Annotated in this window: 12 protein-coding genes and 1 pseudogene; 1 reads left to right on the top strand and 12 read right to left on the bottom strand. The window is 36.6% G+C overall.

The genetic code is table 11. From position 1 onward, the window contains the following. Positions 1-158: 158 nt before the first annotated feature. Positions 159-677 carry a CAP domain-containing protein gene (locus tag ON09_RS17480; protein ID WP_010602359.1) on the top strand — a complete coding sequence of 173 codons (519 nt, stop codon included), beginning with the start codon at positions 159-161 and terminating at the stop codon, positions 675-677. An 80-nt stretch (positions 678-757) separates the two neighbouring features. Here ON09_RS17480 and ON09_RS17475 read toward each other — a convergent pair whose 3' ends face one another. The 12 genes and pseudogenes from ON09_RS17475 to ON09_RS17425 all read right to left on the bottom strand — a co-directional run bounded on the left by ON09_RS17475 (position 758) and on the right by ON09_RS17425 (position 13307). Continuing rightward, a complete protein-coding gene (locus ON09_RS17475; RefSeq protein ID WP_010602358.1) occupies positions 758-1630 on the bottom strand; it encodes an ATP-grasp domain-containing protein in 873 nt (290 codons plus the stop codon). A 35-nt stretch (positions 1631-1665) separates the two neighbouring features. Next, positions 1666-2730 carry a PA0069 family radical SAM protein gene (locus ON09_RS17470; RefSeq protein WP_010602357.1) on the bottom strand — a complete coding sequence of 355 codons (1065 nt, stop codon included), beginning with the start codon at positions 2728-2730 and terminating at the stop codon, positions 1666-1668. Between the two features lie 56 nt (positions 2731-2786). Further along, positions 2787-4022, bottom strand: coding sequence for a carboxypeptidase-like regulatory domain-containing protein (locus tag ON09_RS17465; RefSeq protein WP_010602356.1), 1236 nt, complete (start codon positions 4020-4022; stop codon positions 2787-2789). A 71-nt stretch (positions 4023-4093) separates the two neighbouring features. Continuing rightward, on the bottom strand, positions 4094-5329 hold the full coding sequence (locus tag ON09_RS17460) for a carboxypeptidase-like regulatory domain-containing protein (RefSeq protein WP_010602355.1): 1236 nt from the start codon (positions 5327-5329) through the stop codon (positions 4094-4096). Positions 5330-5379: 50 nt separating this feature from the next. Further along, positions 5380-6846 carry a DNA repair protein RecN gene (locus ON09_RS17455; protein WP_316927818.1) on the bottom strand — a complete coding sequence of 489 codons (1467 nt, stop codon included), beginning with the start codon at positions 6844-6846 and terminating at the stop codon, positions 5380-5382. Continuing rightward, positions 6839-7033 (bottom strand): AAA family ATPase, encoded by a 195-nt coding sequence (locus tag ON09_RS26685; RefSeq protein WP_316927817.1) that lies wholly within the window; start codon positions 7031-7033, stop codon positions 6839-6841. The genes ON09_RS17455 and ON09_RS26685 overlap by 8 nt, the downstream gene beginning before the upstream one ends. A 105-nt stretch (positions 7034-7138) precedes the next feature. Beyond that, entirely contained in the window at positions 7139-9088 is a 1950-nt protein-coding gene (locus ON09_RS17450; RefSeq protein ID WP_010602354.1) for a M56 family metallopeptidase, read from the bottom strand. An 82-nt stretch (positions 9089-9170) separates the two neighbouring features. Further along, positions 9171-9542 carry a BlaI/MecI/CopY family transcriptional regulator gene (locus ON09_RS17445; RefSeq protein WP_010602353.1) on the bottom strand — a complete coding sequence of 124 codons (372 nt, stop codon included), beginning with the start codon at positions 9540-9542 and terminating at the stop codon, positions 9171-9173. Between the two features lie 322 nt (positions 9543-9864). After that, positions 9865-10758, bottom strand: coding sequence for a type IX secretion system protein PorD (gene porD / locus ON09_RS17440; RefSeq protein WP_010602352.1), 894 nt, complete (start codon positions 10756-10758; stop codon positions 9865-9867). After that, a pseudogene (gene coaBC / locus ON09_RS17435) lies at positions 10755-11950 on the bottom strand (bifunctional phosphopantothenoylcysteine decarboxylase/phosphopantothenate--cysteine ligase CoaBC). Before coaBC ends, porD begins: the two are co-directional and overlap by 4 nt. Positions 11951-12028: 78 nt before the next feature. Continuing rightward, positions 12029-12355, bottom strand: a complete 327-nt coding sequence (locus ON09_RS17430; RefSeq protein ID WP_010602351.1) for a DNA-directed RNA polymerase subunit omega — start codon at positions 12353-12355, stop codon at positions 12029-12031. Between the two features lie 7 nt (positions 12356-12362). After that, the gene (locus ON09_RS17425) at positions 12363-13307 is read right to left on the bottom strand and encodes an outer membrane protein assembly factor BamD (RefSeq protein WP_010602350.1); all 945 of its coding nucleotides are present in this window, start codon (positions 13305-13307) and stop codon (positions 12363-12365) included. Between the last annotated feature and the right edge of the window lie 184 nt (positions 13308-13491).

Raw genomic sequence — 13491 nt, 5'->3', positions numbered from 1 at the left:
CTTTTTTTATGATACACCTTTAATCATTTATCGTATTAGTAGAATTACAAAAACTATAAAAGTTGATTTAACCAAGGTTTAAGGCACAAAAATGTGATTCGATAGTTTTTAATTATAAAATTTTCAAGCTATCTTTCCACACCAAACAACCCTATTTAATGAAATTATACGTCCCAATGATCGGCTTGGCAATTGCTTGCTTTGCTACCTCCTGTAAAAAAGGAACTGAGTCTACTGCAATAGAAACCCTAACTAAAATTGAAACACCATTAGTTACTAATCTCAATAATGAACTAATGTTGAAACTGGTAAATGATATACGTTTGGCTGGCTGCAAATGCGGAACCACTACAATGCCACCAGTTACTGCGCTTACCTGGAATAGCAATTTGGCAACTGCTGCGTCCAATCAAAGTAAGTACATGGAATCGATCAACAAAATGCAACATGAATCTGCAAATGGAAAGGGTGTTGGAGATCGCGTAACTGCTAGTGGCTACCAGTGGAAGTCTGTAGGTGAAAACGTTGCTCAAGGACAAACAACCGAAAACCAGGTTTTTAATGATTGGCTTAAAAGTGAAGGACACTGCAAAAATATGATGAATGCGGATTACAAGGAGATAGGAGCAGCGAGGGCAGGTGCTTTCTGGACTCAAGTATTCGCTGTGAAAATGTAAACTTGCTTAGCCACAGCTTAGCACAACTATAGGAATCTAATGTTAAACTGTGGCTATCTTATTTTTAAATGAATTACCCGCTAAATCATTTTGAGTAATGCCTGATAATACCGCTCGTAATTTTCCGGATCGGTATTCAGGAATAGAAAAGGTTCAATCAGTTCCAGCTCCATTAATAAAAATCTTCCGTTAACGAATGTTCCGTCAACTCTTGCATACAGGCAGCTTTTTGCAAAAAGATCTACATATTGGGAAGCTATATCAATCACCTCCTGACGAGGCTTTTGTGGGTGAACAGAACCTCCATGCGCAGGCTGAACCCTAAAATCCCCAGGTTTTGCCTTTTTTACTAATGAGTGGCTGTAAGTTCCATTAAAAAATACAAACGACCATTCTCCATTTTCTATTATCTCAGATAAAAATGGTTGAACAATAAAATCTTCTTCTTTAACAAGCACCTGCAGTTGATTATTTATTTCCTCCACATTTTCATCTGTCACTTTAAAAGTATTTTTCGCTCCACCGCTTACACATGGTTTTACAATAAGCTTTTTCGAATTAAACTGCTCAAAAAAATCATTAAGTAAAAATTGATCATTTTTACTGATAAATACACTTGGAGTAACTGCCAGTCCTGTGGCTTCAATTTCCTTGAGGTAATGTTTGTTGGTATTCCAGCGTACAACATCAATCGGATTTAATAGCTTGACTTCTTTTGTTTCCAGATGATCAAGCCATTTATGAAATTCATTAATCCTGTCAAAATAATCCCATGGAGATTTTAATACGGCCAATTGAAAGTGCTCCCAATTTACAGCTGGATCATCCCAAATTACCTTTTCAATGTGGAGTCCTTTATTTTTTAGAAAGTTTAATAGTTTATCATCTTCACTTTCAACGGTTGTTGAATCGTATTTTCCCTTATCCAAATAAGTTACCAGTGCAATATTCATGTGTTAAAACTATGTTTTATCCATCAAATTTCAAACTAGAACAATGACATCTGGTCATTTGGGACTTTAAAAAGCGAATGATTTAAAACAATGCGCTTCACATTAAGACCATTTAAACGGCAGTGCAGCTTAAAATTATCTCTGATCATTTTTGCGATATGGCCGTCTCCACGCATGCGATCTCCAAATCTGCTATCATTTACATTTCCTCCATGGCAGCTTTGTATCATATGCCAAACCTTGTCAAAACGATCTGGAAAATTCTTCTGTAGCCAATCTTCAAATATTTGAGCAATTGCGCCATTTAATCGTACTACCGTATAACCTGCCTGTATTGCACCAGCACTAGCCACCGCTTTTAAAATTTTTGGAATTTCGTGATCGCTCAGGCCCGGAACAAGTGGCGCAACGACTACGCCCATCGGTATTCCAGCTTTGCTCAATTCTTCCACTACTTTTAGTCGCTGTTTAGCAGTTGTGGTTCTTGGCTCCATTACTTGCCTTAAATCTTCATTTAAACTATTAATAGAAACATAAACCATGCAGAGATTTAGCCTGGCCATTTCCTGCAAAATATCTTTGTCACGAAGAATAAGCGAATTTTTTGTAATCATGCCAATGGGTTGCTTGTACTCCAGTGCTATCTCTAATAGCTGACGGGTTAATTTGAATTTCCTTTCCGCAGGTTGGTAACAATCGGTATTTCCAGAAAGTGAAATCGTGGAAGCATCCCATCCTTTTTTTTCAAGAAATTTTTTAAATAGGATAGGAGCGTCCTTTTTCACGATAATTTTGCGCTCGAATTCGATGCCTGCACTATACCCCCAGTATTGATGAGAATTGCGGGCATAACAATAACTACAGCCATGTTCACAGCCCTGATATGGATTTAGCGAATAAGCCATTCCAACATCTGGACTATCAACCTTATTTACAATAGATTTTGAGTTTTCGAAAATAAAGGAGGTTTTGTGGTCACTTTCCTCCCAATCATCAATGCCCTCATCATATTCTTTGACATAAATATCCTTTAAGAATTTGTTATGTGGATTAACCTGAGCACCCCTTCCTCTGAAATACTGTTTTTCTTCTCCAGTCATAAATTAAAATTACTAATATTTTTAGTAATTTTAATCGAATGTGGAAAGAATCTTAGTCAAATTTTAGCGGGTGGTATGTAGTCCATCGGCACCATATCGGCAACTTTTTCGTAAGCCCAATAACCTTCATAAAGCAGCGATCTTGAATCATAAATCCCGCCGTTTTCGTAGAAACGAACGCCACTGCTTGTTAAGTTAGCTACTGAGATTTGATTTTCGGGAACATCCAATGGCCTGAAAATCCAAAATCCGGTTTTTGAATAGGCCAGCGATTCTTTTTCTTTGGTATATTGAACAATAAGTGCGTCAGTATAACTCAGGTATTTTAAATTTTCATCGTAATCATGCACCAAGGTATCTGGGCGTACATCGCCTCTTGAAAACCTGTCGATGGTTCTTGGCATTTCCTTTTGTTTGGTCCAGAAGTTGAGCAATGCGGTGTCAATCTTTCCTGCACTTTTTCGCACACCTGTTTTTTCTGGCAGTGTTTTTATCTTCTCCAAATTCGAATTGATCACATATTCTGGATAACGATTTGGATTTGGTATTTTAAGCATTTTATTGATGATAAATCCTTCTTCTTTGCTTTTTCCAGCGTAAAGCGACCTAAAAAAATGTTGTGATGATCCATAGTAAGCAATTTCTCTGGCTGCGATATATTTTTTCTTTTTAGCCGCAGAAGCTTTTAGTTCCTCGAAGAATGGATGACCTGAATAATAAATAATGTGAGTTCTCGAGTTATACTCAAAATGATCCAGCATATATTTTAAACGATAGCCCAAAGCTTTATTTTCAACCACGAGAAACTCGGTGGTGCTAACAGTTAAAGTACTTTTTGTAATATCGAAATCAACATTGAGTACCTGAGGATTTAAAATTTTACATTGAAGCGAATTTGGGGATTTGCCAATGAAAAACTCTCTAAACTGATTGATGTACTTTTGCCTGTTCGGATCTGCACGCACAACTACCTCATCCAATTGAGCGACGTTCTCTTTCAAAACCAGATCAACAGTAACTGATTGATCAGAAATAATTACGCTTTTAGAGTAGGGGAGGTATCCCACAATCTGAACAAGCAAATCATAACTACCTGGTTTAAGGTTTTGAAGTTTAAATTTCCCATCATTGTCGGCAACGGTAGCAATTTTATAGCCGCTCAAATAAATACTTGCACCAGGTAAGCCATCTCTGCTATCTCTAACAGTGCCGCTGATGGTAAACGTGTTTTGTGCAAAAGCACAGAGACCAATAATAATAAGGAATGAGGTTGCCAGTAGGCTTTTAATCATGAAAGCGAATGTAACCAAAAGCGGTAATATTCCGAATGTCAGGATATGATTTTAACAAATTTAACTTTTTTTCAAAGCGATTCTTTGAGGCTAAAATCCATCGGCACACTATCTGCAATTTTTTCCCAGGCCCAATATCCTGAAAACAACATGGATCGGGGATTGTAAATGCCACCATTTTCATAAAAATATACAGGTGCAACCTGTAAATCGATAATAGAAACCTGATAATTTGGCATGTCTAAAGGACGGGATATCGACTGACCGAGTCGATTTACGAACATGGGATCTTCAGTTTCGTTTTTGTAAATCACGTAAAGCTTGTCGGTAAAGTTGATTGCTTTAATGTTTGGATTGAAATATTTAACCAAAGTATCTTGAAGTACATCCCTACGATTTAAGATTGAAATTCCTTTATTCAGGTTTTTCTTCCTGGCCCAAAAGCTTAATGAATCGTCTTGAACGTTTCTAATCGTAATATTGCCATTTGAACCAATCTGCTTTTGAGCCAGGCGCCTCATGTTCGCATTGATCATACTATCTGATGGCCGATCCGGATTAGGTTTTGTAATTAGCTTATTGATAATATATCCCTCCTTGGTGGCGCTATTCTGAAACAGCGATTTGAAAAAATGTTGCGGTGATCCTAAATATGCCTCCTTTCGTTTCTTCGCCCAAATGCGTTTTTTCCGTTCTGATCCTTTTAAATCTTCATAATAAGGAAAACCCTCATAATAAATTATTCCTGTTTTGCTTTCCCATTCGAAGTTTTTAACGAGATATTTAATTCTGTAACCAAGCGCTTGATTCTCAATAATTAAAAACTCATTTGTTTTGACAGTTAATTTTCGATCTTCCTGATCGTAATCGATAAGTAATACATTTGGGTTAACAATTTTACAAGTTTGAGCATTAGGTGTGGTGCCGATAAAAAAATCACGAAACATTGCAATGTAATGCGCCCGGTTTGGATCAGGTTTAATAGTTACTTCGGCTAATTGTGTAATGCTTTCTTCAAGAATGATATCCAGTTTGATCGCTTTATCTGAAATGATAACATTTTTGTTGAGTGCTTTATATCCGATTAACTGGATTAAAATATCATAATTCCCTGGTTTAAGCGGCAGAATGTATTTACCATAATTGTCTGCTACTGTGGCTATTTTATAACCACTCACATAAATTCCAGCCCCCGGTAAGGCTTCGCCTCGCTTATCTTTTATGGTACCCGATAGGTTGAAGCTTTGTTGGGCAAATGAAAATAGAAAAATCAGGTTAGAAAATATAAACAAAACAATCGATCGCATTTTTAAAACTAGTGTTTTAGTTTGAATGATGCAAGTGTATTGTTATGTAACTACCCTAACAATTCCTTCGCATTTTCAATTGCTGAAGCACCCGGATTTTTACCGCTCAACATCTCTGCAATGATACCCACACGTTCATCAGCCTTAAGTTTTCTGATGCCGGTACTTGTTTTGCCACCAGATTCATTTTTGTGCACGAAGTAATGTGCATTACCTTTCGCAGCAATTTGTGGTAAATGGGTGATGGAGATTACCTGCATATTTTCGCCAAGATCTGAAATTACTTCACCGACTTTTAATGCTGTCTCTCCAGAGATTCCGGTATCAATTTCATCAAAGATAATCGTTGGTAAGGAGGTGTGTTTAGCAAGTAGGGCCTTAATCGCCAGCATCAATCGTGATAATTCTCCGCCAGAGGCTACTTTATTAACAGGAGCAGGGCTTTGTCCGGCATTTGCAGTAAATAATAAGGAAATTTCATCCAAACCATCCTTATTTAAATCTGATAATTGTTTTTGACTCAAAACCAACTTTGCACTCGGCATTCCTACTCTTTTTAGCGTTAAGGCGGTTTGGTCTTCCACAATTTTAATCGCTTTTTTACGATTACTGCTCAATGAATTTGCTTGTTTAGTTAAGCTAAGTGTAAGTTGTTCAATATCTTTTTCGAGCTGTTCAATATTTGCATCTGATGATAACAGGTTATTTAAGTTTTGCTCAAGTTGATTTTGGAGTGCCAGTAATTCGTCGTTATTACTTACACGATGCTTTTGCTGCAATGAATAAAATAAGTCCAATCGCTGATTAATGATTTCAAGGCGATCGGCACTGTGCAAAGTATTTTCTTCCAGGGATGAAACTTCATCTGCTATATCTTTAATTTCGATGATCGATGATTTTAGCCGCTCAAAAAGTGCGTTAATTGCCGGGTCAAACTTTTCAATAGCCTGTAATTGTAACTGTGCTTCTTTTAATATCTGTAGCGCTGATGGTTCACTTTCTGTTAATAAACCAGTTGAGGTAAGTAAACCTCTTTTTATGGTTTCGGCATGGGTAAGCTTTTCCAGTTCCAACTCTAACTCTTCTTGCTCGCCCGATTTTAAATTGGCCTGTTCCAGTTCGTTAAACAAAAATTGCTCATAGTCTTGCTTATTTCTAGCTTCAGCAGCATCTTCAATGAGTTTTTTTAATCGATTACGCTCATGCCTCAATTTTTTAAAACCACTTCTGTACTCAACTAATAAAGTTTGATGATTAGCCAATGAGTCTACGATGAGCAATTGAAAGTCAGCATCGTTTATTTCCTGCGTGGCATGTTGAGAATGGATATCAATTAACTTTTCGCCGATTTGCTTTAATATGGATAAGTTAACAGGCGTGTCGTTAATAAAAGATCGCGATTTTCCATCAATAGAAATCTCACGGCGAAGAATAGTTTCATTAAAAAAGTCCAGGTCATTTTCCTCGAAAAAATCTTTGAGCTGATTGTCAGCCAAAGCAAAATTTCCCTCAATCACACATTTTTTTATCCTGGTTAAAGAAATACTTACTCTCTGCCCTTTGCCCTAAAATTAACGATAAAGCACCTAAGATGATAGATTTTCCGGCGCCTGTTTCACCGGTGATGATATTTAAGCCTTTATCAAATTCGATATCAAGGCTATCAATTAATGCGTAATTACGAATGGAAAGTTTTTGTAGCATATCAGTCTACGAAAATACTAAAAAGTTATTTCAACATGATGCTTAAAACACAAACAGCGAAGATAAATCTTCGCTGTTTTATGGTTTGTTTGGTTTGTTTTATTTTTATGATTTTTCTTTCTTCTCTTTTTTCTCCGCCTTTTCTATCTTCTCTTTGAGTTCTTTTACCTCTTTATCAAATTTCTCTTTCAGCCTTTTATATTCTTCAGTTTGCCTTACTTTATTGTTGGGCTGGTGATCATTTAAATAAATTGTTGAACTTTCAGGTGTAGAAAAATTATATTGGTAAACCTTCGCTAAAGAATCATTTTTTAATCTTGATAAGTTTGTAATTCTTCTGCTATCAGCCTTTCCAATACGATCTTTTAAGGCGTCTAATTCGGCTCTAAATTCTGGCGTATTCAATTTAGCGGCAGTTTCTTCACTCATTTTTCTCCACTTTTCCATCGCTTCAGGAGAATTAAATTCTTTAGACATATTTTCTGCAAGCTTTTTCCACTTTGCCTGAGCTTCAGGAGATGAGTATTGCTTTGAAATATCTTCACCAAATTTTTTCCACTTGGCCTGCGCTTCAGGAGATGAAAATTCCTTTGCGATATCCTCTCCAAATTTCTTCCATTTAGCCTGAGCTTCGGGCGAGGTATATTCTTTCGCTACATCAGCCCCAAACTTCTCCCATTTAGCCTGAGCTTCCGGAGATGAATATTCCTTTGCAATATCCTCTCCAAATTTTTTCCATTTTGCTTGCGCCTCAGGAGAATTAAACTTTTTGTAGATCCTTGCCTGAAACAATGAATCCTTAAATTTAAAATTAGAATCACTTGTTAATCTAAATACATTTTTGCCAGAAAAAAGCTCATCCTTATAAAAATCCCTTCTCAAACTATCAGGCATTTCATTTAACGAGTTATACTCTGTTTTTTTACCATTGGCATCAATGGTTACAATTTTTATTTTACGTTTTTTACTCGTATCAATTTTTACAAATGTCTTCACTGTGCCGTCGGCACTGATCATGGTTAATTCGTTTTTAGCAACTATTTTGTTGTCTTTTTGCCGATCGGTTGGATTAATCCATGCGATAGAAAACAGACATGCAACGCCAAGGGTGAGGGCTGCCATTTGCTGTTTGGCATTTAAGTAATTTGTTTTCATATTGGTTATTCTTTTTATGCGCTGATATAAATTTTGGGTTTTCCCTGTCGCAGCCATGGCGTACGCAGGACTGCTCTTATCTTTTAATAATTCAAGTTTGAGTAAAGCGTGAGCATAGTTTAATGGTTTGCCGGTTATTTTCAGTACAAGATCATCGCAAGCGTGCTCTCGTTCAATGTGGATAAATCTACCAGCCATCCAAACAAATGGATTATAGAAAAGTAATGTTTCAATAGCGGTTTTGATCAGGTTTAATAGGAAGTCATTCCTTCTCACATGAGAAAGTTCGTGGATTAAAATAGCCTCCACCTGATCATTATCCAGCTGATTAACCAGTGCGATTGGGAACAAAACAACGGGCTTAAAATAACCAATTACCAATGGAACGTTTACAATGGAGGATAATCTAAAATTAATCGCCTTTTTAATCTTTAACTTAGCAGTTACTTTTTCAAATAATAAATTCCATTCATCAGGAATAGCGCTTAGATGCAGTGTTTTTAATTTATTAAGTTGATTATAGCCCTTTATAATGACAAAGAGTTGAAGTACAATGCCAATTAAGTAAAATATTACTACGATTGGGAAATAGGCCTCTGCCTTGCTACTGAAGCTCTCTGGCAAATTATTTAAATACTGTTGGAACTGAAGGCCTTGCTGGTTGATTACAGCTGATTCCTGAGGGATGTTGATAAGCATTTGAGTTACAAAGTGATAAACAAATCCTATAAACATCAATACAATTGAACCGAAAGCAAGATTATGTTTATATTTTGCTGCCAGTTTCGGTAAACTCATCATGATGATGAATAAGACACCGTAAATAAGGGCACTTTGCCAAAGGGAATTTAAAATACTCCATCCAAATGCCTTGATGAATTGTTCTACTAAAGTTTCCATAGTGGTGTTTTTATCGATTACTCGAACATTTACGTTTTATTTTAGGGCTAAACCCTACACCTTTCATCCTCAACCAATAGCACTACTTAAGGCTATCTAAATATTTTTTGATTTCGTCAAGCTCATCTGCACTTGCGCTATGATTACCCAGTGCCTGCATTACTAATCTCGCCGCCGAACCATTAAAAACATTATCAATCATCTTTGTAACCAGCTGCTTCTCCGTTTTGTCTCGGTTAACTATGGCTTTATAAATATGTGTTTTTTGGTTAGTGTCCCTTTCAACCATTCCTTTTTCATGCATAATTTGCATTAATTTTAGAGTAGTAGTGTAGCCAGAATCCTTTTTATTTAAAGCTTCATGAACTTCCCTTACCGTAGCAAGCCCTTTTTTCCAAAGCACCTGTAATATTTCCATTTCGCCTTCTGTAGGTTTGATGTTATTAATAGTCATATTGTTACACGTTGTACGAATTATTTCGTAATCAAATGTACGAAGATATTCGTATAATCAAAATATTTTAACATTTTTTTTTATTAATAGACGCAGGAACGTGTAAAACGTTGCATAATTAAGAAACGAGGAAGGTGATATTTTGAGTTTTCAGCACCAGGTTAAGTTAATTAAACCTGATTGAAGTGGATACCGGCCTTGTGCAGAAGGCTTGCAGGCGTATAAACGGAAAGCAGGGCTGACTTTAATTTGAAAGATGGAAATTGGTTTTCAAATGGATTCATGTTATAAATTAACTTTATACCAATTATCAACCATAAATTTAATTTTTTTTCAATCCTTCGTATTTACCAATATTGGCAGGATCGATTTCAGCCAGCATATTGTAAGCTTTCATCCGCTCCTGAGTATTTAATTTAGAAAGTACATTGGTCACCTCTTCAGCTTTAGAAGCAAAATAAACATTAGGAAAAATAGATCCCAGTTTTTGTTTATCCATTTGTTGTAATGCTGGCAGGGCCGATACAATTTGTGTTAAACCTTTATCATTGTCGGTAAGCTCGTCTAAGCCGTTTAGGTGATAGGCGTAAATAAAAACACGCAGTTCGCTGAAAACTGGATTCAACACGTTTTCATTAAACCAAAAGCGATTGCGTAAACCATCAATAGCTTTCCAGCCAGTATTACCAGAGGCCTGCGCCAAGTTGATAATATTCTGTGCCTTTTTAAAGTAAGTACTTCCACCCAGTTTGGCAAAACTATCTTTATCAAGTCCAATAATGGTATATGCATAATAGGAGAGAAGTGCACTGATGTTGGAGATATAATTTTGATCAGAAAAATCAATCGTAGACCCATCGTTATAGCTAAAGTCGAAATTCTTATCGCTCATATTTAGCAGTGTACTATTGTATGAACTGTTAAAAACCGGGCGACTACTTTGTATCTGTGCTTCAGCAGTATACCCTGAACCACCATCCCACGAATTAATCGTAATTACAAAACTACATTCAATGCGCTCTTGTGGTTTGTAGCTTTCAACACTAAATTTATTGTTGTTCAAAAAATCGCGGATTGTTCTTTGCAAAGCCTCCAGAGTAGGTTTGCTTATGTTCGATACCTGGGGCGCCAAAACGGTTACCCGGGCATTCAGTTCCTGAGCTTGTAATTTCCCAAAACCAATTATCAACAATATCCAAACAATCCTTTTTATCATTTTATGATTTTTAATATAGCGGTACAAATATCTTTAGCTACCTCAGTTTTCGATTTCAGCTCAAACAAAGTTCGCTCCAATGCCTTGTTAAAAATAGTAATTTTATTGGTATCTGCCTTAAATCCGGCACCTTGATCATTCAGGGAGTTAAGTACAACCAAATCTAAGTTTTTCTTTTCTAACTTACCCTTGGCATAATTTTCCTCATCGTTGGTTTCTAATGCAAAACCAACTAAAATTTGACTCTCCCTTTTGTTTTTCCCCAGCGTCGCCAAAATGTCCACAGTTTTCTCTAATTCCAAAACCAATGCACTTTCCTGTTTTTTGATTTTTTGTGAAGCTATTATTTTTGGACGATAATCCGCAACTGCAGCGCACATTACCGTAATATCTGTTTCCGAAAAAATAGATGTGCAGGCATTTAACATTTCTTCTGCACTTACTACATCAATCCTTTTTACGTAAGCGTTTGATTTTTGAGCTGTAGGTCCAGCAATCAAAGTAACATCAGCGCCAAGCTTCGCCAACTCGTCAGCTAAAGCAAACCCCATTTTGCCAGAAGAATGGTTGCCGATAAAACGGACAGGATCGATTGCTTCATAAGTTGGCCCTGCAGTTACCATACTTTTTTGCCATTTAACGGCAGCGACTGTTTAATACTATCAAGTAGAAAAGCCACAATTTCTTCTGGCTCAGCCATACGGCCTTCACCATGCAGTCCACTGGCCAATTCCCCGCTGCCAGGAGAAATTACAATATTGCCATAAGTTGAAATTTGATTGATGTTGTTTTGGGTACTTTCATGCTTCCACATATCCAGGTCCATAGCTGGGGCCACATATACAGGGCATTTTGCCGAAAGATAAACTGCCGTCAGTAAGTTATCACAAATCCCGGTCGCGAGTTTAGCAAGTGTATTGGCACTGATAGGAGCAATAATAATGAAATCTGCCCATAAACCTAATTCAACATGATTGCTCCATACGCCAGTTTCTTCTTCAAAATATTGGGTGTAAACCGGGTTTTTAGAAAGCGTAGCAAGTGTTAATGGTGTAATGAAATGCGCACCATCAGGGGTAAGAATTACCTTAACGTTTGCGCCAGCTTTTACTAAAAGCCGAACCAGAAAGGCCGACTTGTAAGCTGCAATGCTACCGCAAACGCCAAGAATAATGTTTTTATTTTTCAGCATTTAAGCAAAGAGTTAAATCACAGTGCATAGAGCGCATGCGAAACGCCTTAGCTCCAAACTCCATGCGCTATGCCAATGTTATTTTTGTTCTTTAGCAGGATTTCTGTGATAAACCTTATCATTCAAAAACTCATCCATAGCAACTAAAACAGGTTTAGGCATACGTTCGTAGTGTTTGCTGATTTCAATTTGCTCACGATTTTCGAAAATCTCTTCCAGGTTATCATTGCTCGAAGCAAATTCTGCTAATTTACCGTGCAACTCTTCTTTAACGTTATTCGAAATCTGATTTGCTCTTTTAGCAATTACAACTAAAGATTCGTATAAGTTATCTGTAGTTCTATCCAAATCGTGAACGTTTCTGGTAACTGTAGTATTTGGTACAGCAGGCTTGTTAGTATTCATGTATTAATTAATTTTTAATATTCGTGTTATCAGCAGTAGTTGGTTTAGTAGAAACGGTATCCTTTAATTTACCAGTCCTGATCAACATCTGCTTATATTTTTCTTGATCAGCTGCATATAATGCAAGCTCTTGTTTTGAAGCCACAATCCCATCCTCAACATCTTTCTTCAATTGCTTGGCTTCACGTGTAAATTTGCTGTCAGGGTGATTTTCAGTAAATTCAGTATATAATTCAATCGCCTCGTTATAACGATCCTCCTGGCGGATGATATAACTGTTTTTAGCATATAAATATTGTGCTTTAATCATCAAAAAGTCCATCTCTTCGGCATATTTAATATCCGGATAGTCTCTTTGTGCGTTTTTTAAAGCAATAACAGCCGCCCGATAATTATCTACATTACTCGGACCAGTCGTTAAATACATCTTTGCGTTCTCAAAAGCTTTATCTTCCAATTTACCTCTTAGATCAGCAATGTATTTACCCGCTGCCGCCGCCCGATCACTGTTTGGGTATAAGTTAATAAATAATTGCAATGCATCAATCGCTTTATAAGTATTTTCTTGATCCAAAGAGAAAGATGGAGATTCTAGGTAATAGCAATAAGCACCCATGTAACGAGCCTCTTCAGCGTTTTTACTGGCAGGATACGTATCTGCAAAACTCTTGAACTGATACCTCGCAGTAGTGTAATCACTCAATCTATATAAAGTATACGCATAATAATAGTTCAAATCCTCAGCCTCTGCACGACCGCGATATTTTTGCGAAAGATCTTCAAAAAGAACTAAAGCTTTACTGTAATCCCTTTTATTGTACAATCTAAGTGCTTCCTGGTATTTTTTGGCAACGTCATTGCTCGCTCTCAATTTTTCGAAACGACTTTTACAACCCGCAATACCCAATGCGGCAACAAATACTAAAATAATTAAGTGTTTAACTTTAAACATTCTGCAAAGATAATTAATAATACGATAACATCAATAAAAACAATTCGCCGCTAAGCTATGCAAAGCAAATCAGTACATATATATAGTTAACAATTTTTAACATAACGCTTCATTGTTTCTCTTTACATATATATACTATGCAGTATTGATAATTTGGAAAGCACATTCATTACTACTATATAAG

The sequence above is a fragment of the Pedobacter agri PB92 genome (assembly GCF_000258495.1).
GTDB classification, from domain to species: Bacteria; Bacteroidota; Bacteroidia; order Sphingobacteriales; family Sphingobacteriaceae; genus Pedobacter; species Pedobacter agri.
The sequence above is the reverse complement of the archived record's forward strand: the minus strand, read 5'-3'. Positions and strand labels throughout refer to the sequence as shown.

Excerpts from the sequence above, each read along its gene's own strand:
- ON09_RS17430 (WP_010602351.1), bottom strand. The coding sequence starts at position 12,355 with ATGAATACTAACAAGCCTGCTGTACCAAATACTACAGTTACCAGAAAC.
- ON09_RS17475 (WP_010602358.1), bottom strand. The coding sequence starts at position 1,630 with ATGAATATTGCACTGGTAACTTATTTGGATAAGGGAAAATACGATTCA.
- ON09_RS17480 (WP_010602359.1), top strand. The coding sequence starts at position 159 with ATGAAATTATACGTCCCAATGATCGGCTTGGCAATTGCTTGCTTTGCT.
- ON09_RS17445 (WP_010602353.1), bottom strand. The coding sequence starts at position 9,542 with ATGACTATTAATAACATCAAACCTACAGAAGGCGAAATGGAAATATTA.
- ON09_RS17450 (WP_010602354.1), bottom strand. The coding sequence starts at position 9,088 with ATGGAAACTTTAGTAGAACAATTCATCAAGGCATTTGGATGGAGTATT.
- ON09_RS17470 (WP_010602357.1), bottom strand. The coding sequence starts at position 2,730 with ATGACTGGAGAAGAAAAACAGTATTTCAGAGGAAGGGGTGCTCAGGTT.
- ON09_RS26685 (WP_316927817.1), bottom strand. The coding sequence starts at position 7,033 with ATGCTACAAAAACTTTCCATTCGTAATTACGCATTAATTGATAGCCTT.
- porD (WP_010602352.1), bottom strand. The coding sequence starts at position 10,758 with ATGATAAAAAGGATTGTTTGGATATTGTTGATAATTGGTTTTGGGAAA.
- ON09_RS17425 (WP_010602350.1), bottom strand. The coding sequence starts at position 13,307 with ATGTTTAAAGTTAAACACTTAATTATTTTAGTATTTGTTGCCGCATTG.
- ON09_RS17465 (WP_010602356.1), bottom strand. The coding sequence starts at position 4,022 with ATGATTAAAAGCCTACTGGCAACCTCATTCCTTATTATTATTGGTCTC.
- ON09_RS17460 (WP_010602355.1), bottom strand. The coding sequence starts at position 5,329 with ATGCGATCGATTGTTTTGTTTATATTTTCTAACCTGATTTTTCTATTT.